The sequence below is a fragment of the Tuberibacillus sp. Marseille-P3662 genome, from assembly GCF_900178005.1.
Classification (GTDB): Bacteria; Bacillota; Bacilli; order Bacillales; family Sporolactobacillaceae; genus Marseille-P3662.
Window position 1 is genome coordinate 36,785 of sequence record NZ_FXBS01000006.1, and the last position, 20,588, is coordinate 57,372.

General features: G+C 39.6%; 21 protein-coding genes, 1 pseudogene and 2 riboswitches. Of the genes and pseudogenes, 19 read left to right on the plus strand and 3 right to left on the minus strand.

From position 1 onward, the window contains the following. Positions 1–3: 3 nt before the first annotated feature. From sigI to B9Y89_RS08680, 3 genes are read left to right on the plus strand one after another with little or no spacing between them, the layout of a single operon-like run. Entirely contained in the window at positions 4–762 is a 759-nt protein-coding gene (gene sigI, locus B9Y89_RS08670; protein WP_254901223.1) for an RNA polymerase sigma-I factor, read from the plus strand. 17 nt (positions 763–779) lie between these two features. After that, positions 780–1,937: an anti-sigma-I factor RsgI family protein gene (locus B9Y89_RS08675; protein WP_085522847.1), complete on the plus strand. Its 1,158-nt coding sequence runs from the start codon at positions 780–782 to the stop codon at positions 1,935–1,937. Beyond that, complete coding sequence (locus B9Y89_RS08680; protein ID WP_085522848.1) at positions 1,934–2,290, plus strand: SCP2 sterol-binding domain-containing protein; 357 nt, start codon at positions 1,934–1,936, stop codon at positions 2,288–2,290. Before B9Y89_RS08675 ends, B9Y89_RS08680 begins: the two co-directional genes overlap by 4 nt. Here the strand turns inward: B9Y89_RS08680 and B9Y89_RS08685 are convergent. Continuing rightward, positions 2,273–2,692, minus strand: a complete 420-nt coding sequence (locus B9Y89_RS08685; protein WP_085522849.1) for a TlpA disulfide reductase family protein — start codon at positions 2,690–2,692, stop codon at positions 2,273–2,275. The two genes, B9Y89_RS08680 and B9Y89_RS08685, sit on opposite strands and share 18 nt — an antisense overlap. Before the next feature lie 104 nt (positions 2,693–2,796). Next, positions 2,797–2,903, plus strand: a riboswitch (SAM riboswitch). Between the two features lie 142 nt (positions 2,904–3,045). Continuing rightward, a riboswitch (SAM riboswitch) is annotated at positions 3,046–3,152 on the plus strand. Between the two features lie 95 nt (positions 3,153–3,247). On the opposite strand from B9Y89_RS08685, the gene B9Y89_RS08690 reads away from it, so the two are divergent. The 9 genes from B9Y89_RS08690 to sufB all read left to right on the plus strand — a co-directional run bounded on the left by B9Y89_RS08690 (position 3,248) and on the right by sufB (position 12,171). Continuing rightward, the gene (locus B9Y89_RS08690; protein WP_085522850.1) at positions 3,248–4,564 is read left to right on the plus strand and encodes an O-acetylhomoserine aminocarboxypropyltransferase/cysteine synthase family protein; all 1,317 of its coding nucleotides are present in this window, start codon (positions 3,248–3,250) and stop codon (positions 4,562–4,564) included. Between the two features lie 221 nt (positions 4,565–4,785). Beyond that, complete coding sequence (locus B9Y89_RS08695) at positions 4,786–5,835, plus strand: homocysteine S-methyltransferase family protein (protein WP_085522851.1); 1,050 nt, start codon at positions 4,786–4,788, stop codon at positions 5,833–5,835. Positions 5,836–5,927: 92 nt separating this feature from the next. After that, entirely contained in the window at positions 5,928–6,305 is a 378-nt protein-coding gene (locus B9Y89_RS08700) for a carboxymuconolactone decarboxylase family protein (protein ID WP_085522852.1), read from the plus strand. Between the two features lie 225 nt (positions 6,306–6,530). Further along, positions 6,531–6,665, plus strand: a complete 135-nt coding sequence (locus B9Y89_RS19370) for a hypothetical protein (protein WP_254901224.1) — start codon at positions 6,531–6,533, stop codon at positions 6,663–6,665. 230 nt (positions 6,666–6,895) lie between these two features. Continuing rightward, complete coding sequence (sufC, locus tag B9Y89_RS08705) at positions 6,896–7,681, plus strand: Fe-S cluster assembly ATPase SufC (protein ID WP_085522853.1); 786 nt, start codon at positions 6,896–6,898, stop codon at positions 7,679–7,681. Between the two features lie 39 nt (positions 7,682–7,720). Next, a complete protein-coding gene (sufD, locus tag B9Y89_RS08710; RefSeq protein WP_085522854.1) occupies positions 7,721–9,031 on the plus strand; it encodes a Fe-S cluster assembly protein SufD in 1,311 nt (436 codons plus the stop codon). Continuing rightward, positions 9,031–10,251, plus strand: a complete 1,221-nt coding sequence (locus B9Y89_RS08715; RefSeq protein ID WP_085522855.1) for a cysteine desulfurase — start codon at positions 9,031–9,033, stop codon at positions 10,249–10,251. Before sufD ends, B9Y89_RS08715 begins: the two co-directional genes overlap by 1 nt. Further along, positions 10,241–10,684, plus strand: a complete 444-nt coding sequence (gene sufU / locus B9Y89_RS08720; RefSeq protein ID WP_085522856.1) for a Fe-S cluster assembly sulfur transfer protein SufU — start codon at positions 10,241–10,243, stop codon at positions 10,682–10,684. The genes B9Y89_RS08715 and sufU overlap by 11 nt, the downstream gene beginning before the upstream one ends. 89 nt (positions 10,685–10,773) lie before the next feature. After that, the gene (gene sufB, locus B9Y89_RS08725) at positions 10,774–12,171 is read left to right on the plus strand and encodes a Fe-S cluster assembly protein SufB (protein WP_085522857.1); all 1,398 of its coding nucleotides are present in this window, start codon (positions 10,774–10,776) and stop codon (positions 12,169–12,171) included. Positions 12,172–12,232: 61 nt separating this feature from the next. On the opposite strand, the gene B9Y89_RS08730 is transcribed toward sufB, so the two are convergent. Beyond that, the gene (locus B9Y89_RS08730; protein WP_254901225.1) at positions 12,233–12,847 is read right to left on the minus strand and encodes a site-specific integrase; all 615 of its coding nucleotides are present in this window, start codon (positions 12,845–12,847) and stop codon (positions 12,233–12,235) included. Positions 12,848–13,084: 237 nt separating this feature from the next. Here B9Y89_RS08730 and B9Y89_RS19375 point away from each other — a divergent pair, with 237 nt between their 5' ends. The 7 genes and pseudogenes from B9Y89_RS19375 (at position 13,085) to B9Y89_RS08770 (ending at position 18,320) form a co-directional block, all read left to right on the plus strand. After that, positions 13,085–13,996, plus strand: coding sequence for an N-terminal phage integrase SAM-like domain-containing protein (locus B9Y89_RS19375; protein WP_254901226.1), 912 nt, complete (start codon positions 13,085–13,087; stop codon positions 13,994–13,996). A gap of 164 nt (positions 13,997–14,160) precedes the next feature. After that, positions 14,161–14,364, plus strand: a complete 204-nt coding sequence (locus tag B9Y89_RS08740; protein WP_085522859.1) for a hypothetical protein — start codon at positions 14,161–14,163, stop codon at positions 14,362–14,364. A 465-nt stretch (positions 14,365–14,829) separates the two neighbouring features. Beyond that, a complete protein-coding gene (locus B9Y89_RS08745; protein WP_139822776.1) occupies positions 14,830–15,774 on the plus strand; it encodes a phage baseplate protein in 945 nt (314 codons plus the stop codon). A 236-nt stretch (positions 15,775–16,010) separates the two neighbouring features. Then, positions 16,011–16,142, plus strand: a pseudogene (locus B9Y89_RS19595) (helix-turn-helix domain-containing protein); the annotation flags it as partial. Between the two features lie 107 nt (positions 16,143–16,249). Beyond that, positions 16,250–16,534: a hypothetical protein gene (locus B9Y89_RS08755; protein WP_085522862.1), complete on the plus strand. Its 285-nt coding sequence runs from the start codon at positions 16,250–16,252 to the stop codon at positions 16,532–16,534. A 493-nt stretch (positions 16,535–17,027) separates the two neighbouring features. Next, a complete protein-coding gene (locus tag B9Y89_RS08765) occupies positions 17,028–17,288 on the plus strand; it encodes a hypothetical protein (RefSeq protein WP_085522864.1) in 261 nt (86 codons plus the stop codon). 354 nt (positions 17,289–17,642) lie between these two features. Next, positions 17,643–18,320 (plus strand): Ltp family lipoprotein, encoded by a 678-nt coding sequence (locus B9Y89_RS08770; RefSeq protein WP_085522865.1) that lies wholly within the window; start codon positions 17,643–17,645, stop codon positions 18,318–18,320. Positions 18,321–19,390: 1,070 nt separating this feature from the next. Here the strand turns inward: B9Y89_RS08770 and B9Y89_RS08775 are convergent. Further along, a complete protein-coding gene (locus tag B9Y89_RS08775; RefSeq protein ID WP_085522866.1) occupies positions 19,391–20,536 on the minus strand; it encodes an IscS subfamily cysteine desulfurase in 1,146 nt (381 codons plus the stop codon). Between the last annotated feature and the right edge of the window lie 52 nt (positions 20,537–20,588).

The following is a 20,588-nucleotide window of genomic DNA, read 5'->3' on the forward strand; positions in this document are numbered from 1 at the left end:
CCAGTGGAAGCAACAAATATGAATACATCGATAACAAAGGCAGCTTCAGACCACCATAGTTTGGAAGATCAAGTTAAAACGGTCCAACATGGTGATGAATACTTAAGAAATTCCATGATTCATGCTTATCAACCCTTTATAAAAAAAGTCGTTTCAAAAGTTTGTAATAGATTTATTGACCATACGATGGATGAATATAGTATTGGTATGTTCGCTTTTAATGAAGCGATTAACCAATACGAAAAAAGCCAAGGGAGTAAATTTTTAACTTTTGCTGATATGGTGATTCGCCGCCGTGTCATTGATTATATTCGAAAGGAATCAAGACAGGCTAAAGCCGTCTATTTAGAGCAAGCCGATATAGACGATGAAGCCCAACAGGAAGAAAGCTATATTGAACAGCAAGCAGCGATTGATTATTATGAAGATCAGCGGCAAATCCAAGAGCGAACAGAACAAATTGAAGGCTATAAGCAATTGTTAAATGAATTTGGTATCACGTTTAACATTTTGAGCAAACATTGTCCAAAGCATATTGATGCTCGTGATCATGCCAAACATGTTGCAAGAATACTCGTGGAAGATGAATGGCTATCACAGCATTTACAAGAGAAAAAGCAACTGCCTATAAAGGAATTATTGCAATTTGTTTCATGCAGTCGGAAAACCATTGAAAGGAACCGAAAGTATATAATAGCTGTTGCGTTGATTTATATCGGAGAATTTTATGCGCTTCAGCCCTATATTGAACCAGAAACTTGAAAAAGGGGGTACGGTAATTGAGCCGCGGAGTTCTACTAGAAAAAAAAGGTCGACGCGGTGTCATACTAACTCATGATGGAACGTTTGAATCCATTCGGTTGAGAAAACCGGAGCATGTTATCATTGGTCAAACCATTCAGCCTGCACATGTGATGAATCGCCGCATGAACAGCATAAAGAAAATATTTCCTGCTGTTGCCGCATGCTTATCTCTTATTATTGCACTCCTCTTATTTTTTAAGCCCTTACAGAGTAATGCGGTTGCGGCCTATATTAGCTTTGATCTTAATCCTAGTATTGAAGCAGGGGTTAATGAAGACATGCGCATCGTTACCGTCAAAGCCGTTAATCATGACGCCAAAACAATCATTGGCGATAGTACTGACTATAAGGACATGTCCTTGAAAGCCTTTATGGATCAGCTAGTGGAAAATGTGAAACAAAAAGATTATGTAAAGCAGCAGTCAAACATTGTTGTTACCGCTGCTTTAACGGATGATATTAATCAGGACAAAAAGCAAAGGTATTTGAAAACTATTTCATCGGTTGTTAATAAAACGAAACAGCAGCTTGAGAATATGCCGACCGATGCGTTTAAGTTTGTTAAAACTACGATGGCTATCAGAAATAAGGCAAAGCAAAAAGGTATGTCTGCGGGAAAGTACCTGACTTTTTTAGATGCAAAAAAGCAAAATCGTCAATTGACCCTAGAGAAGGCGAAAACTTTAAGTGTTGCAGAATTAAATACTCCCCCTCCTTCAAATTCGACTGACCCAAAACCAGCGAATAAAGGGTTATTGGCGAAGGACCGTCAAAACAAAAATGAATCTGCTGAACAGACCCATGGTCAAAAGGCTAAGAAAAGTCAGTCATCCAATCATCAAGCAGATTCTAAAAAAGCAGCTACCGAAAGGCAGCATCATTCGATGGCGAACGACTCTAAGAAAGGTCATCAATCCTCAACAAACAAACAAGAGAAAAACAAACAAGCCAAGGATAAACAAGAGAAGAACAAGCAAGAGAAGAACAAACAAGAGAAGAATAAACATAAGGAAAAACAGCAAGGCAAAGCAAAGGTTACTCAACATCAAGGCCATGAACATAGACAAAAGAAGGGAATTCAATCGCCTGGCAAAGGTCAACCTATCCGTGTTGAAAAAAGAGGTGTAAAATGATACTTAGAGAAATTTTAGATGCTTTTATCCATACCCTTTCATTAAAACCGGTTTTAGAGCCGTTGTATAAAGATAAGCCGATGACTATTAATATCCAATCAACCCATGAACAAGTCTGGATGCGACTGAACCAAGAAGGGGGTCACGTCCTTGAGTCTAATCCCGAAACGGCTGATGTGTTTTTGAGCGGTCAGGATAAAGTGATTGAAGCAGCTATGACAGGCGCTGAACCTATGCTTTCATTGCAAAAAAATGGCCACCTTAATACACAAGGTAGCCAGAACCATTTGCTAGCGCTCGAATCGCTTTTTTTGTTAACAGGTCACAAGTCCCACTTATTTCATAACCATTGATAATGACCGGATAATCTCATAAAAGGACGCTTTGTCACCGAACGAATCGAAGATGTTATGCTGCTGATCTAAAATCACGGTTGTGGGCACCCCGCTGCATTGATAATCATCATAAGTGGTTGTCCCATTATCTTTTAAAACTGGAAACGGTAACTCGTGATTGTTCATGAATTCAACGCCATTAGCGGCATCCGCTTCTCTGCCTGTAACATTAATCGTGAGAAAGGCTAAGGCATCATGATCCATTGTTTGGTAAAAATTTGTTTTCTTTGGTAGGTCTTTTTGACAATCAGGACACCATGATACCCAGAATGTAATCATTACGGGCTTTCCCTGATAGTCCGATAGTGATACGAATTCATTTGTTTGAGCATTAATGAGGTTAAAGTCGGGTGCTTTCATGATTTTCAACACCTTTCAGATAGTCACTAATACTATCATGCCTTAAAATAATATAGTTGACAATCCAATTGTATAGCGCTATTATTCAGAATAATATTAAATGTTTCTTATCCAGAGAGGTGGAGGGTCTGGCCCTATGAAGCCCGGCAACCACCGGAGATGTTCCGGAAAGGTGCCAAATCCTGCAGGCAGAAGGCTTGAGAGATAAGGTTAGTGATCTGATTGAATAACCTCTGTCTCTTAGGCAGGGGTTTTAATAATTTTTTAGTTTTTTGATAAAAATGCATTGACAAAATATTTGGGCATTGGTATTATTTTTATTAATAAGTTGATGCGTTAACTTAATAAAGTGATTCTTATCCAGAGAGGTGGAGGGACTGGCCCTGTGAAGCCCGGCAACCCCGGAAATTGTTCCGGAAAGGTGCCAAATCCTGCAGGTATCATGCCTGAAAGATAAGATAGGCCCATATCCCAACCTCTTATCTTTTCAAGGTAAGAGGTTTTTTTTCATTGAATACCGGCTTTTTGGCCGAAAATATAGGAGGGTATTGTTTTATGACAGATCAAGACAAGCAGTATGCGTTAGAAACGGTGTTATTACACGGTGGACAGGAACCAGATTCAGCGACAGGAGCGAGAGCTGTACCTATTTATCAAACCACATCTTATGTTTTCAACAGCACTGAACATGCGCAGGCTCTATTCGGATTAGAAGAGCCGGGAAACATTTATACCCGCATCAATAATCCAACAGTTGAGGTGTTTGAGAATCGGTTAGCGCAATTGGAAGGTGGTGTCGGTGCGCTAGCAACCGCATCAGGGGCAGCAGCGATTACTTATGCTATTTTGACCATGGCTCAAAGTGGCGATGAAATTGTTGCAGCTTCGGAATTATATGGCGGAACATATAGTCTTTTTGCGAATACACTTCCTAGATATGGAATCAATGTGACGTTCGTGGATCCCAATGATAGCAATCAACTTAAGTCAGCAATAACTGATAAAACAAAAGCTGTTTTTGCAGAAATTATCGGTAATCCTAGTTTGAATGTTCTGGATATTGAAACGGTAGCTGGTATTGCGCACGATAATGGTATACCTTTAGTTGTCGATAATACATTTGCAACGCCTTATGCTTGCCAACCGATTAAGTGGGGAGCCGACATCGTCGTTCACTCAGCAACAAAATGGATAGGCGGTCACGGTAACTCAATTGGAGGTGTGATTGTCGACGGAGGGACCTTTGATTGGGCTAACGGACGCTTCCCTGATTTTACGACACCTGATGAAAGTTACCATGGTTTGCGCTATGCCCAAGATTTGGGTGCGGCGGCTTTTATTACGAAAGCAAGAGTCCAACTCTTAAGAGATACAGGGGCGGCTTTAAGTCCATTTAATGCGTTTTTACTATTACAAGGACTTGAAACTTTGCATCTAAGAATTAAAGCGCATAATGACAATGCGGAAAAAATCGCTGAATACCTAAAAAATAGTAAAAACGTAGATTGGGTGCTACATCCAAGTCTTCCTGAACATCCGGCGTATGAGCTGGCTGATAAGTATCTTGATAACAGTGCAGGATCAATCGTCACATTTGGTATCAAAGGTGGTCGTCAAGCGGGTCGAGAGTTAATCAATAATATTGATCTGTGGTCGCACTTGGCTAACGTTGGTGATGCCAAATCCTTAATCATTCATCCAGCAACAACCACACATCAGCAGCTGAGTGATGAGGCACTCAAAAATTCTGGTGTTACCGAAGATTTAGTTCGCTTATCTGTAGGAATTGAAAACATCGATGATTTAATTGCAGCGTTAGATACAGCACTTGATTATGCTGTCAAGCAAGCGAATCCGTCAACGATTGGGTGATTTTTATAATAAGGCTCTGTTAAACGTAACTGTTGATTCTAGCTCCAGGCGTTCGCTTTCCGCGGGCAACGCTTCAGCCTCCTCGGAAGACAACCACTTCCTGCGGGGTCTTCAGCTGTTGCTTTTCCCGCAGGAGTCTCACGCCTTCCTCTCCAATCAACGAAGGGCAAACAACAACAATGACCTTTAACATAGCCTATAACAAAAGGGGATAACAGCCGATGAAAAGAAGTTTAAGCGAACGATTAGCAGAAGGCCCTGTGATTTGCGGTGAAGGTTACTTGTTTGAGTTGGAACGTCGAGGTTATCTGCAGGCAGGATCCTTTGTACCTGAAGTGGCACTTGATAATCCTGAGGCATTGAAGCAAACCTATCGGGATTATATGAATGCGGGTTCCGATGTTGTATTAGCATTTACTTACAATGCTCATCGTGAAAAGATGCGGATTATTGACAAGGAAGATTTGTTAGAACCGCTTAACCGTCAAGCCATTCGCTTGGCTAAAGAAGTTGCGCAGGAACACCCGGAAGAGGAAGCCTTAGTTGCTGGGAATATCTCCAATACCAATATTTTTAATCCAGATAATGAGGCATCTAAACAGCAAATTCGAGACATGTTTGCTGAAATGATTAGTTGGTGCGTTGATGAAGGCGTTGACTTCATCAACGGTGAAACATTTTATTATCATGAAGAAGCGTTGATTGCATTAGAGGAAGTACAGAAGCAAGGTCTTCCTGCTGTCATTACATTAGGTCTTATGGGTGAGAATAGGCTTAGGGACGGCTATATGGCCGAAGAATCGTGTAAAATTTTAGAAGATCATGGCGCGACTGTCGTCGGTATGAATTGCTTCCGGGGGCCGAAAACCATGCAACCTTATCTAAGGAAAATTCGTGAATCGGTTGACGGATACGTAGGCGGCCTCCCTGTTCCGTATAGGACAACGGAGGAATATCCAACATTTTTTAACTTACCAGACGGGGGGTGCAGTTGTCATCTTCCAACAGAGACAACGTTCCCAACTTCGCTGGATCCCTTATATTGTAATCGCTATGAGTTAGCGAGTTGGGCAAAAGAAGCGAAGGACCTAGGTGTCAATTATCTTGGTCTTTGTTGTGGCGCCTCACCTTCAATGTTAAGGGAAGTGGCTGAAGCCGTTGGCAGAACAACTTTAAATTCTAACTATTCACCTGACATGGAAAAACATTTCTTGTTCGGTGCCGATCATACACTCAAGCAACATAATCTGGAATATCGAACCAAGGCATAAATTCCAAAGATCCATCAGTAAAAAACCTCGCATGCGCTATAGAAGTTGCGACATACTACTAGCGTAAAATACTTTAAAGCGAGGTTTTTACTGTGCAACAAGAACATCATGAACAACCCACGACGCTAACTCAAGCTATTTTGCATGATTATAAAGCTGGGATTGGCACTTTTTCAGAAAAAAATCCTAAATTGGCGAACAGCTACAAGGATTTTACCGAAGCTTGTTTTGAAGCCGGTTCTCTTGACCAGAAACAAAAACAACTGATCGCATTAGGGATCTCCATCTGCTCGCAAGATGAGTATTGTATCGTTTATCATACGAAAGGATGCCTTGATCAAGGTTGTACTGAAGAAGAAATTTTGGAGTCCATTGCTGTGGCGGCAGCCTTTGGCGGCGGTGCAGCTATGAGTCAAGGAGTAACCCTCGTCCAAGAAGCGATATCTGAAATCACTCCGGTTAAACATTAGGACGTTCCAGAATTCCAAGAATGTAGCAGGAATTTTAACTTTAGCGCTGTTCAGTGAAGGCAAGCGAATGTCAGATTATTTAACGCTAATAAATACCGCTATATCATAATTGTGGATCACAAACACTCGTGATAACCTATAATCATAAAATTTTGAAAGGAATGGTTTGTTATCCACACCCAATCAAAAATAAGGGTAACGCACACAAGCGAAATGGAGAAAGCCATGCAACAGTCACACGGGCTCGGTTATGCCGAATATGCTAACAGTATTGAAAAAAGGATCCGAGTGGAAAGAGATCGCGAGAAAGACTACAAGCAATGTTCGAAAATGGCAGCTGAACGTGAAGGCAGATTATAATTAATATAAACAAGAACGGGAAAAAACCAGTGTGGTGATCACTGGTTTTTTTCTTTTTTTTTGCAATCAACCGTTCTTCATAGTTGATATGTATTTAAATTTGATTTAAGATTAGAATGATAATAAATTGATAATAGCATCCTTAATTTATTGGTAGGAAATTATGGAAAGTTCTTTACCTATACAAGGACGTTTCTATAGAAACTGATCAGAAAAATGGAGGTATTTCTATGTCTGCACCAAATCTTAAGATCGAAAATCTTCACGTTTCCATTGAGGATAAAGAAATTGTTAAAGGATTTAATTTAGAAATTAATGGCGGTGAAATTCACGCTGTTATGGGCCCCAACGGTACAGGTAAATCCACTTTGGCTTCTGCAATCATGGGTCATCCGACTTATGAAATAACAGAGGGCTCTGTGACATTTGATGGTGAAGATGTATTAGAGATGGATGTTGATGAGCGCGCACGTGTCGGCATGTTTTTAGCCATGCAATATCCAAGCGAAATCAGCGGCGTCACTAATTCCGACTTCCTTCGGACAGCGATTAATGCTCGCCGTGAAGAAGGTAATGAAGTGCCATTGATGAAGTTTATCAAGAATTTAGATAATAAAATGGATCTTTTAGATATTGATGAAGAGTTTTCACAACGTTATTTGAATGAAGGTTTCTCCGGTGGTGAGAAAAAGCGGAATGAAATTCTTCAGCTTATGATGCTTGAACCGCGGATTGCGATTCTAGATGAAATCGACTCCGGTCTTGACATTGATGCTTTGAAAGTTGTCGCTAAGGGCGTTAATCAAATGCGCGATCCAGAATTCGGTTGTCTCATTATCACACACTATCAACGCCTGCTAAACTATGTTACTCCTGATAAGGTACACGTTATGATGCAAGGGCGCATTGTTAAATCAGGCGGCCCAGAACTTGCCCAACGTCTTGAAGCTGAAGGATATGATTGGATAAAAGAAGAACTAGGAATTGAAGATGAAACAGTTGGACAAGACGCATAAAAGGGTATAGGAGAGTCAATATAAGGTAGGAGGATTCATATGGCGACGAAAACAGAAGAGCTTCAATTTGACGCACAATATATTGAAAAATACTCACAGGAACGCAATGAACCGCAATGGTTAACCGATTTGCGCCTAGATGCTCTCAGTCGTGTTCAAGAGCTGCCAATGCCAAAACCGGAGAAAACACGCATTGTCGGTTGGAATTTTACGGATTTTGAACACCAAGTAGAGACCTCTTCTTTACGGTCTGTTGACGATTTACCAGACCATATTAAATCTTTGGTTGGACAAGGGGATACTTCGGGAAACCTTCTTGTTCATCACAACGGTCAAAGCACCATTCAAACTTTGTCAGAGGATCTGAAAAATAAAGGTGTTATTTTTACTGACTTTGCGACCGCTGTTCAAGAACATGGTGACTTAATTAAGAAATATTTATTCTCTGAAGCCATTAATTATGATGAGGATCGCTTGATAGCTTTACACGCTGCTCTTATTAACGGCGGAACATTCCTTTATGTACCTAGAAATGTGAATGTTGAAGTACCGTTGCAAAGCTTATATTACCAAGATAGCGCCAATGCTGGTTTTATTAATCATGTCATTGTGATCGCTGAAGAAAGCAGCTCAGTGACTTACGTTGAAAACTATTTATCAGAGCAACAAGAAGGCAGTGCTGTTGCTAATATGGTAACGGAAGTTTATGTTGGGGCCAATGCTAAAGTGGAATTTGGTGCTGTTGATAACTTGTCTAGCGATGTGACAACTTATGTGAATCGTCGTGCTTATGTTAGTCGGGACGGTCAAATCGAGTGGGCCATCGGTCATTTGAACAATGGACACACGATTTCTGAGAACTATACAGCTTTGGTCGGTGACGGATCAATCGGTCATACGAAGGCTGTCAGCATTGCCAATAATGACCAGAAACAAAACTTTACTAACAATGTTAAGCACTTTGGCAAAGCTTCAGAGAGTAACTTGTTGATCCATGGAGTGCAAAAAGAAGCGGCCAATTCTATATTTAATGGTATTACGAAAATTGAACATGGAGCATCTAAGGCCTACGGCGATCAAACACAACGTGTCCTGATGTTAAGTGAAAAAGCCCGCGGTGATGCTAACCCTATTCTGTTAATTGATGAAGACGATGTTGAAGCTGGGCACGCGGCCTCTGTCGGTCGAATTGACCCTGTTCAACTTTATTATCTTATGAGTCGAGGAATTAGTCGTACTGAGGCGGAACGGTTAATTATTCACGGCTTTCTGGCCCCTGTTGTTAATCAACTTCCTATTGATGAAGTTAAAGAGCAGTTAGTAGAAGTTGTTGAAGGGAAAGTTAACTGATGGATATCACAGACATTCGTCAATCATTTCCCGTTTTAAATCAAGATGTCAACGGTCATCCACTCGTTTATCTGGACAGTTCCGCAACTTCACAAAAGCCGGAATCAGTCATTGCTGCTCTTGATGATTACTACAGGAGTTATAATTCAAACGTCCACCGTGGCGTGCATACGCTAGGAACAAGGGCAACCGATGCTTATGAGGGTGCCAGGGAAAACGTTCGTGCTTTTATCAATGCCTCAAGTACTGAAGAAATTATTTTTACTCGAGGAACGACGACGTCGATTAATACAATTGCTTATGGCTATGGATTGGACTTTGTCAGTGAAGGTGATGAGATTGTTCTCACACCGATGGAACATCACGCCAACTTAATTCCATGGCAGCAGGTTGCGAAAAAGACAGGAGCGACTTTAAAGTATATTCCGATGCAGGCCGATGGCACGGTAACGGTTGAAGACATTAACGAAACGGTTACAGACCGTACAAAAATTGTTGCTATGGCTCATGTATCAAATGTGCTTGGAACGATTAATCCTATAAAAGAGACAGCTCAGGTCGCCCATCGTCATGGGGCTGTGATCGTTGTCGATGGTGCGCAAGGTGTACCACATATGTCTGTTGATGTGACTGATCTCGATGCTGATTTTTACGTGTTTTCGGGTCATAAGATGCTAGGTCCAACTGGCATAGGTGTTCTTTACGGTAAGAAGGCCCTTCTGAATCAAATGGAACCGGTCGAAACGGGCGGTGAAATGATTGACTTTGTCGATTACTATGATGCTTCTTGGAAGGAATTGCCGTGGAAGTTTGAAGCTGGCACACCTCATGTTGCCGGAGCGGTTGGGTTGTCAGCGGCCATTGATTTCTTAAATGATATTGGTATGGATACAGTGCATCAACACGAAGAAGAATTATTGAGTTATGCATTTAATCAGTTAGAAAAAGTAGATGATTTGGAAATCTATGGTCCGAATGAACGTGCCGGTCTTGTCACATTTAATATGAAAGATGTCCATCCCCATGACGTAGCAACGGTATTGGATGCGGATGGCATTGCTGTACGTGCCGGTCACCATTGTGCTCAGCCATTGATGAAATGGTTAGATGTTACGGCTACAGCGCGCGCCAGTTTTTATCTGTATAATACAAAGGATGACGTTGACGCCCTTGTCAAAGGACTTCAGAAAACAAAGGAGTTTTTCGGCAATGTCCTCTAACAATTTAGAACAGCTTTATCGCCAAGTGATTATGGATCATTACAAAAATCCACGAAACAAGGGAACGATTGATAATGATGGTAAGATGACCATTAATATGAATAACCCGACCTGTGGTGATCGCATCCAATTGCATTTGCAAGTCGAAGACGGAAAAATTAGCGATGCTAAATTCACTGGTGAAGGTTGTTCCATTAGCTTATCGTCAGCATCTATGATGACGGATGCGGTAAAAGGGCAAGATGTGGATGAAGCGATGCATATGTCACACGTATTTTCCGATATGATGCAAGGTAAAGATTTTGATGATGATAAAATTGAGGAAAGTGACATCGCAGCCTTAGAAGGTGTCTCGAAGTTCCCAGCCCGTATTAAATGCGCGACACTCGCATGGAAGGCAATGGAAAAAGGATTAAGTGAAGATAAGGAATAATTCATGGTCCTTTATAAGAACGATTATTATGTTATAATGAGAATTAAGATCATTGAATGTTAGTATTATTTCCCAAGGAGGGTGTATCTATGGCCAAACAAATGCCGGAAATCGGTGATTACCAATATGGCTTTAGTGATAAAGACGTCTCGGTATATCGTACGGATCGTGGCTTAACAAAAGAAGTCGTTGAAGATATTTCGAAACGAAAAAATGAACCCCAATGGATGTTAGACTATCGTTTGAAAGCATTGGAATTTTTCTATAAAAAACCGATGCCGCAGTGGGGCGGCAATCTAAACGATCTGGATTTTGACGATATCACTTACTATGTGAAGCCTTCGGAAAATACAGAGCGCTCATGGGATGAAGTTCCAGCTGAAATCAAACAAACCTTTGACAAACTTGGGATTCCTGAAGCAGAACAGAAATATCTTGCTGGTGTTTCCGCCCAATATGAATCGGAAGTTGTCTATCACAATATGCAACAAGACCTCGAAGACATGGGTATTATTTTCAAAGATACAGACTCAGCGCTTCAGGAGAACGAAGAGCTGTTTAGAAAATATTTTGGATCAGTGATTCCTTATTCCGATAATAAATTTTCAGCATTAAATTCGGCTGTTTGGTCTGGCGGCTCTTTCATTTATGTGCCGAAAGGGGTCAAATGTGAAACCCCTCTACAAGCTTATTTCCGGATCAATTCTGAAAATATGGGTCAATTTGAAAGAACTCTCATTATTGCTGATGAAGATTCATCCGTACACTATGTTGAAGGCTGTACAGCTCCAGTCTATACAACGAATTCGTTACACAGTGCGGTTGTTGAAATTTCTGTACAAAAAGATGCTTACTGCCGGTATACGACCATTCAAAACTGGGCTAACAACGTTTATAACCTTGTTACAAAGCGTGCAGAAGCTTACGAAAATGCAACGATGGAATGGGTTGACGGCAACCTTGGTTCGAAGTTGACGATGAAATATCCTTCGGTACTCCTTAAAGGTGAAGGTGCACGCGGCAATACGTTGTCGATTGCTCTTGCTGGTAAAGGTCAACACCAAGATGCAGGTGCGAAAATGCATCATTTGGCGCCGAACACGTCATCAACAATCGTTTCTAAGTCGATATCCAAAGACGGTGGTAAAGTGTCTTACCGCGGCATGGTTCACTTTGGCCGTAAAGCCAGCAATGCCCGGTCGAATGTTGAATGTGACACATTGATTATGGATAATGAATCCACTTCGGATACGATTCCTTATAACGAGATTTTGAATGAAAACATCTCTTTGGAACACGAAGCGAAAGTATCTAAGGTATCTGAAGAACAACTCTTCTACCTTATGAGCCGTGGCGTATCAGAGGAAGAAGCAACGGAAATGATCGTCATGGGCTTTATTGAGCCATTTACAAAAGAACTGCCAATGGAATATGCCGTTGAAATGAACCGTCTTATTAAATTCGAGATGGAAGGCAGTATCGGTTAAGTCCGTCATGGCAATGTTTTTGGTAATCTAAAAGGGTAATTGCCCAACTTTTGCCCAAGTTTTAATTATTAATGTACCGTTGATACATGTCCAAAGCGTCATTTTCAATCTTTTCAGTGACGTGTAGGTATGTGTCAGCGGTCATTTTTATGCTTGAATGTCCAAGGCGTTCAGATACATATTTGATGTTAGCACCAGCTTCAAGAAGATAGACAGCATGAGTGTGTCTTAAAGCATGTGGTGATAGCACTCGAACCCCAGCACGTTTGCAAACTGTCTTAAAGTAATCTCTGACGACATTAGTCCGAAGCCAACGACTATTATGTTGATGGAACACAATATTATTTGATGGTTGTTCATAATTTTGATATCTAAGATATATTTCCTTTCTGTTTATCTGATGTTTTTTGAGTACGTTTACTGTTTGATCATCAATTTTAATAGTCCTTAAACTTGAATTTGACTTAGGTGATGATACGTATGCCGATGAATTGAGCGGATAAACAAGTGTTTTATCCACGGTCAATGTTTGTTGATCGATATCAATATCATCCCATGTAAGGGCCAATGCTTCACCGATTCTAAGACCCGTCCTAGACAAGAGAAAAAATAAAACATAATTCTGTATCGAGTGTTGATACTTAGCGTTTTTTTGTGGCTTTTTAACAGCCCTCAAAAACCCCCAAAAACCCCCAAAAACTCACTCAATTCATCTCTAGAAAAATATTTAATTGAATGTTTACTGTTATCATCTTTTGGTATTTTAATTTTTTGAGATGGGTATATACTTTGTTATACCAAACCCAGCCGAATTTACTGTTGTCCTATATTTCTCTTCCCCCACGACTCCGTCAGAAGAAAAGAACTCATACATAGTCAATTGACCTGAATTTAAATTTGCTTCATTAGTGTCTTGTTTACTATTTACCGTATTATTTTCTATACAGATTTCCCCATTCATGGGTTCACTGAAAATGGCGATGAATTAATTAATAAATTTATGTATGATTGGCTAGAAACCTATAAAAAACCTTTTCTTAAACCTATCACATACAGTGTTCAAGAACGTGTTGTGAGACTTAATATCAACACTCGATGGGGAAATTATCGGCTCAAAGATATTTCAAGGAAAGAGTACCAACAATGGATCAATGAACTACGTGAACATTATAGTGAAGGAACAACAAAACGAATTCATAGCATTATGAGTAGCGCTCTTGATGATGCAGTCCACGAATTCAGTGTGCTTAGAGAATCAGAATCGAATAGAGGTGAAGAATACAACTTTTATGTTGGTAACCATCCATTGGATAATATCCCGTATATTATGTCGAGTACTGGTTTTAACATAGACGTTGGGGGTAGATTCGATATAACATACGGCAGTGTTTGGACGGATGGTTCTTACCACGGAACTAGTGACACAACCTTTTTCACGGGAGAAAATCTAGTTAATTTACGTACCGACAAATCGGGTCACGGCAGCGGTATTTATGTAGATGTTGATGGGTCGGGTCCGCAAATATATTCAAAAGATATTTATGAACGAACTTATTCTTCGTCAGCTAATATGCATATCACTAGCTACGGAACAATCGGACGAGCAACGTCAGCTACCAAGTACAAATTAGACATTGAAGAAATCGAAACACCTGACTTTGCCGAAAGGATCCTTCAGCTGAAACCGAAGTCATGGTACGACAAAACAGCGACAGAACAGTACCTGACTACTTGGATAGAAAAGAAAAAGGTGAGGATGTGGATATTGATAAAATTGATATCCCTCCGCTCAAAAAACACTATGGGCTGGTTGCAGAAGACTTGATCGATGTTGGGCTTAGTGATTATGTGTCTCATGATTATCAAGGGGAAGTTGAAGGCATTGAATACGACCGACTTTGGACATTACTTATCCCAAGCGTTCAGGACCTAAAAAACAAAGTTGAAACACTTGACGCAAATCAAGCAAGCTAAAATGGAGGTTTTAAAATGAATCAACAACCAAACCAACAGTATATGATTAATTCACTCAGCGGTGATATAACGAGATTGACACATGAAAAGGCATATTGTGAAGCGATCATAGCCGAACAACAGCAAGAATTTCAAAGTATGAAGCAAATTATCGCAAAATATGAAGAACCTAAAAATGCAGAAGCGGTTCCGGAAGCGGAAAACAGTCCTAAAGAATAGGTCTATTTTAATGGGTTAAAAGTATTGCTTTTCTTTAAGATGTCTTAATGACGGACACAAACTTACTTAATATTAAGCCGGTATGCTTAGGGTAAAGATAGGGATAATAAAAGTAGTGAAAGGTGGTCGGAAGACATGCTTATTGCAGGTATCATTCTTTGCCCCATTGTACTTATTTTATTATCAGCAGGACTTGGCTGTAAGTTCATTCAAGAAGAACAAAGACAACATACCGTTTTGTAGAGGCGCCAATTAGGGGTCTTTTTTTATTGCCGAAAAGGGAGGCTATGGATGTCTAAGAATGTAAGGTCAAGCGGACGACCAGACCTACGATTACCTATATGAAGGGTTTGAGAGTGCATAAAGGAATTATATGGGGAGAATATTACACTTAATTAGTTTTATTCAAAGGAAGTGATCAAAATCTTCTCACTAGTATTCGCACTAGCTACAATAAGTGATCAAATGGCATCACAACAAGTATTCAACTGGCACGCCCATGAAGTCAACATAAAACGTTCTACAGGAAAACGCGAGCCAATTATTGATTATACGACTATTCAACCCATCTATTTTACGATATTGGACCTATATGGGCCTACTGTTTTGCAATGTATGGTGATTGATGAGACAACCGGATATATATACGCTACACAAGTGGACAACCATCTGGGTAGTGGTGACATTGAGTCCTTTCGTATTGTACGCCTTAATCAAAACGGAGAAATAATTGATTGGATGGCATGTAAATATGGAGGACATGGGACAACTTTTGGAATTGAGAATGTTAATGGGAAAGTGTATATATGGTCCAATTACTCGGATGTAAATGGTAACAGTAAATTGGTACGTTTCCCGTATCAACCAGGGACAACAGTCGATGGAAGTGAAATGGCGGAATATAATAAGTTTAATGATCTATATACAACGCCAGCGATTGACCAAAAAAATGATACAATTGCTTTAAGAGTTACTAACAAACACGATACTCAGTCGGTCGAATTACGAAGACTACAGGATGTTAAAAATGGTGTGGACGAAGTGTTGGCAAAACTAGATATTCCCGAAGAGTATACTCAAACGATGCAAGGAATGACCATTGATGGTTACGATCTTTACTGGTACACGGGAGATTCAAACAAGGATGGTATCGCAGATCCTTGGCGTATTATCCGTTTTGATATGAGGACGGGCAAAATCAAAGGGATTGTGGAATGCGATTTTGGCCGTGAGCCTGACGGAAGCTGGCTAGACGGATTTAGGGAACCGGAATCGGTTTATCTTTATACGAACCCAAAAAACGGACAAAAAACACTCTTTGGAGGAGTTGTTGTTGGGGCAAAACTCAATAGGACAGCGAAAATTTATGTCTATCAGCAGCCTGAAAATACTTTTAAAAAAGCCCATTAAGGGCTTTTTTTAATGCTTTGACAAGGGGGACAAGCATGGATGAAGAAAAATGGAACAACGTATGAAGTTAACAGTTCAATCGGCAGGATCATAATTGCTTCTTCCTTATATTATAAAAAATTCGATAAAGGATTTGTGCTTAATTAGGCGAAATGATTTATTGAGGTGATTATACTATGAATCATCGTTTACATGAGTATTTAGACGGTAGACCTGTATCGTGACTCGCTAAAAAGTCCGGCGTTCACCGAAACAGTGTGACGTCATATTTGAAAGGGTCTTCTCCAACTATACATAATGCATATAAAATCGCTGACGTCTTTGGTGTGAGTGTTTATGATATATGGCCGAACAATAATCATGATTAATTGTTTGCGAAATTTCATACAATTATTGTTTAAAAATGAACAACTATTGTGAGTAAAGTGACGTCATTGCATCATACATTGTATCAAAACCATAAGGAGTTGATATGATGTACCGGCCAACTGTAAAGTATCATGACGTCTACAAGCGATATGTTGACCAGGTGTCTCAAGTGACATCCCTAGATCGAAACCAGATCATCCGATTAGCATTGTTCACGACAACAGAAGAATCAACGTCTCTGGATCTGGAGGAATCAAGTTTAGCTTTTGATGACGATCCTCATTTGAAAACTAATGAACGAACATACGAATTGAAGTGGCGGTTGACGTCATCTGAGAAGGAAATCATGATATTGGTAGCTATATTCGGTTTTGCGGCTATCGTTTTTTGACTGGAACATTACTGGTTTTTGTTCATATCTATATATCTTCCATTTACTATCTAATTATAAAACTAATGTTTGACTTGCTTATTTCACAGTTATACATGTCAATTTTTCACCTATATTATGCTAAGGCATTAATCTATAATAGTGGTTGATAATATTGAAACTGCAGAAAGACTCTAGGTTTTTTCTACAGTTCCTTTTGAGTATAAAGAAGTAAATGAAGAAGTGACCGAAAGGAAAATAATATGAAAAAATATTTTTGGTTAATCCCATTTTTGATGCCTTGGTTGGTATTATTTAACTTTCGAAAAATAGCTTATTGGCTTTCAGTCCCCGCCTTATTACTATTCTTACTTTTAGCTACAAAGAGTCCTAAAGGATGGAGAAGAATTACCGCTTTAGTAAGCGTAATTGTTGTTATGGCTGTATTGATTATATCACTCGCCATCTTTTATTGGCTTTTAAGTTTAGGTGATCTTCATCCGGAGGATTCTTTATGAAGAAGTATTCTTGGGTAGTCCCGTTTTTGTTAGCTTCTAGTGCGTTGGTATTTCTTTTTATGGATATAAATTTTTGGTTTACCATCTGTCCCTTGTTGTTATTATTAGGATGGATTTTAAACTTTTTATTTCCTAAAGGGGAGGGGAGAAATTTTAATTTCGGGTGTTTAATAGGTGTTACATTGTTAATAATTGTATTGATTTTCCTCTGGTTTGGGTTTTGGTTTTTAGGCGGTGATTTTCATCCAGAGGATTAATATTAACGTTCCCCCATTGTCAAGAATCAGTTAAAACCTAATTAATACAATAAATAACTCGAACAAATTTTACGTTTAACGTTTGGGACATGTGAAATAAAGAACTATTTTTTTGGAACATCCGCATTTTTCAACGGGAAATGCGGCTTTACGTTATTGAGAGTAAACGTCTTTATATATTTAACAATGTGAACTGAATGGCGATTGACGTCATCTGAACAAGATATCATGATACTGTCGACTATCAGTAGGTTATCGCCCGATATTTTTTGAAAGATCAATGTGATCTGTTTGACGGATAAAATTATTTCATATACTGTAAAATTCGTAATAAATATTAGGGGGGTACATAGAATGAAGAAAGTTTTCAAGTTTGGTTGTTTTGGTTTTATTGGATTAGTTCTTCTAATTATTATTATTGCCGTAGCAACAAGTGGAGGTAGTTCTTCTGATACAGCTAGTACAGAGCCTTCAAAAGATAGCGAATCCCAGGACATAGATAAAAAGGTAGACAATAGCGATAAGAAAACAACTGGCGTTGGTGATAGTGACAATAACACGTCAAACGATGACATGACAAAATCACAAAAGAATGCTATCCAACAAGCTAAAAGTTATTTAGAATTCTCGGGTTTTTCCAAAAAAGGACTTGTTGAGCAATTATCTTCTGATGCAGGTAGCGGTTACTCCAAAAAAGATGCTAAATATGCCGATAACCATATCGATGTTGATTGGAAAGAACAAGCCGTGAAAAAAGCTGAAAATTATTTAAGCACAACGCCATTTTCCAAAAAAGGCTTGAAGCAGCAACTAACATCTAATGCAGGCAGTCAATTTACAGACAAACAGGCTCAATATGCTATCAAACACATTGATGTCGATTGGAAAGAGCAAGCTGTGAAAAGCGCCAAAAACTATATGGATACCATGTCATTTTCCAGAGACCAACTCATTCAACAATTATCATCCGATAGTGGGGCTGGCTTTACCAAAGAACAAGCTGAGTATGCTGTTGATAAAGTTGGATTATAAACCAATAACCCGGTCATTTGTCCGGGTTTATTTTTGTTTAATATAATCGGAACACGGAACCTCATTGGGGTACCGTCCTTTTTCATTGACCATTATTTGCCCAAGACCGTTTGAAAAGGTTCAGAATGATACATGTTTATTAAATTAAAAATCCTATCATATCAGTGTTTTTCATGATAGTTTAGAATCGTAGGAAACCCGAAATTAATTAAATCGAGATGGAAGGTTAATCGATTAATGACCGACCTGTAACCCTTGATATAACAACGATTATATCAAGGGTTGCTTTTATTATTTTCGTTTCTTGACGAATTCGTGCCGACTCATGATTTTGAGAGCACTTTTAAGGTCAGTATATTTATACTGTTGATCAGGTTTAAGAAACAATAAACCTTAAGCAAGTCTTTAGGAGTGATATGGGGATTTTTGTAAAAGGTATTCCTTAGCCTTCCCTTTTTGATATCTTATTTTATAGATATGACTATAAGTGGCACCAGGATGTATTATGAGTTTATATAAGTAAAGGCCATACACTAATACTATTAAGAGCCGATTCTCGAAACTGAGTGATCAAGATAAGGGTAGGATAGTGGAAAACTTGATTTCTAGATAATGTGTAAAATGTTTCTTTTAGAACTGACAATAATAGATGTGTAATATATTGAAAGAAGCTACCAATAAAGGTTGCTTTTTAAGAGCCCTTTAGAAGTTGGTGTCTATTAGGGGATTAGAGATAATTTTTTATTATTTATTTTGGGGAAACCATGGGTGGCTGGTTATCCATTCTCCCTTTACCCAATTCCCATAAAAAACGGCTTATCGCCCCGTTGTGTTGCTTCTGTAAGATCACCAACGCGGTAAAATCGAACTGTAAGTGTGCCGATTTTGTGCCGATTAAATATGAAACTTGGTAAACCAACATTTTTAGAAGGTTTGAAAATGTTAATTAATTAAATTCGAGATCGAAGGTACCATCGGATAATATAATCATGTTTATCAATACAAAGGGTGACCCTCAAGTAAAAAATAAGAGGGTCATCTTTTTTGTGGTTGGTCATTGCGTTGTCAACTTAGTTAGGTAATTTATTCTGAGACTGAACGACTTCTTCAAGGACCCTAACAGCATGAGTGATATCATCATGAGTGGTATGATACCCGAACGATAAACGAATGAATCCTCGCGCCGCTTCGACTGTTTTTCCGATAGCCATTAGTGCTTTAGGGGGTTCAGATTTTTGGACACCGCAAGCTGAACCGGTTGAAATTGCCAGTCCTTTTTGATTGCATGCTAACATGAGATATTGTCCTTCGATATCGTGCGATGTTAAGCCCATAATGCCAGGAAACGTCTGGTTCGGATCTCCTTCAATATCAAAAGGCATGTTTTTAGCACGGATACGATCGGTCAATTGTTCGTTTAGGCTGACTAGGTGCTTCATGTAAGAATGACTTTGTTGAAACATATCATCCGCAGCGTCAGCAAATGCGGCAATGCCAGGTAAATTAACGGTCCCTGTTTTTAATCCATTTTCATGTTCGATACCTGGTAGAAAGGGTTTACATCGCAGCTCTGGATGGATATAGCAGGCACCGATGCCTTTAGGGCCGTATATTTTATGAGCAGAGATGGCGCAACTGGAGATCTCCCATTGATCGATGGGGATATCGGTGATTTTACCGAATGATTGAACCATGTCGCTATGAATGAGCACATCGCAATCATGAAGGATGTTGCAAATTGTCTCTAGATCTTGAATAGCACCGAAGTCACTATTAACATGCCCAATTACAGCGAGAATGGTTTCTTGATCAACCATGTCCGCTAGAGCATCAATCACGATGGCTCCGTTTTGATCGACAGGGATCTCGCGGATACAAAAACCCTCATTTTTAAGTCGATTCAGCACCTGATAGACCGAAGCGTGTTCCATACCTGTCGTTAAGATGGTTTGCCCCTTATCTTTATAAGCATGTGCAAGTCCGTATATGGCGATAGCATTAGCTTCTGATCCACTGCCTGTGAACGTGACCCCACGGTCTTGTCCCCCTAGGTAGTATGCGATGAGATGTCGACACATTTCAAGAAGATGACGACTCTGACTGCCGTGGTCATGTAAGCTCATGGGATTACCACAAAATGTTTTTGTTGTATCTATATAAGTCTGTAATGCCTTGTCAGACATCGGTGAACTTGCCGCATAATCCATATAGATCATAATTTTCTCCCCCTGTCTTTTTAGCTTTTTTCTGCAATCTTATAAAACCATC

Coding starts and splice junctions, on each gene's coding strand:
- B9Y89_RS08765 (WP_085522864.1), top strand. CDS start 17,028: ATGAAGAAGTATTCTTGGGTAGTCCCGTTTTTGTTAGCTTCTAGTGCG.
- B9Y89_RS08755 (WP_085522862.1), top strand. CDS start 16,250: ATGTACCGGCCAACTGTAAAGTATCATGACGTCTACAAGCGATATGTT.
- B9Y89_RS08695 (WP_085522851.1), top strand. CDS start 4,786: ATGAAAAGAAGTTTAAGCGAACGATTAGCAGAAGGCCCTGTGATTTGC.
- B9Y89_RS08745 (WP_139822776.1), top strand. CDS start 14,830: ATGGCATCACAACAAGTATTCAACTGGCACGCCCATGAAGTCAACATA.
- B9Y89_RS08680 (WP_085522848.1), top strand. CDS start 1,934: ATGATACTTAGAGAAATTTTAGATGCTTTTATCCATACCCTTTCATTA.
- B9Y89_RS08690 (WP_085522850.1), top strand. CDS start 3,248: ATGACAGATCAAGACAAGCAGTATGCGTTAGAAACGGTGTTATTACAC.
- B9Y89_RS08740 (WP_085522859.1), top strand. CDS start 14,161: ATGAATCAACAACCAAACCAACAGTATATGATTAATTCACTCAGCGGT.
- sufC (WP_085522853.1), top strand. CDS start 6,896: ATGTCTGCACCAAATCTTAAGATCGAAAATCTTCACGTTTCCATTGAG.
- sufU (WP_085522856.1), top strand. CDS start 10,241: ATGTCCTCTAACAATTTAGAACAGCTTTATCGCCAAGTGATTATGGAT.
- sufD (WP_085522854.1), top strand. CDS start 7,721: ATGGCGACGAAAACAGAAGAGCTTCAATTTGACGCACAATATATTGAA.
- sufB (WP_085522857.1), top strand. CDS start 10,774: ATGGCCAAACAAATGCCGGAAATCGGTGATTACCAATATGGCTTTAGT.
- B9Y89_RS19370 (WP_254901224.1), top strand. CDS start 6,531: ATGCAACAGTCACACGGGCTCGGTTATGCCGAATATGCTAACAGTATT.
- B9Y89_RS08715 (WP_085522855.1), top strand. CDS start 9,031: ATGGATATCACAGACATTCGTCAATCATTTCCCGTTTTAAATCAAGAT.
- B9Y89_RS08770 (WP_085522865.1), top strand. CDS start 17,643: ATGAAGAAAGTTTTCAAGTTTGGTTGTTTTGGTTTTATTGGATTAGTT.
- B9Y89_RS08775 (WP_085522866.1), bottom strand. CDS start 20,536: ATGATCTATATGGATTATGCGGCAAGTTCACCGATGTCTGACAAGGCA.
- B9Y89_RS08685 (WP_085522849.1), bottom strand. CDS start 2,692: ATGAAAGCACCCGACTTTAACCTCATTAATGCTCAAACAAATGAATTC.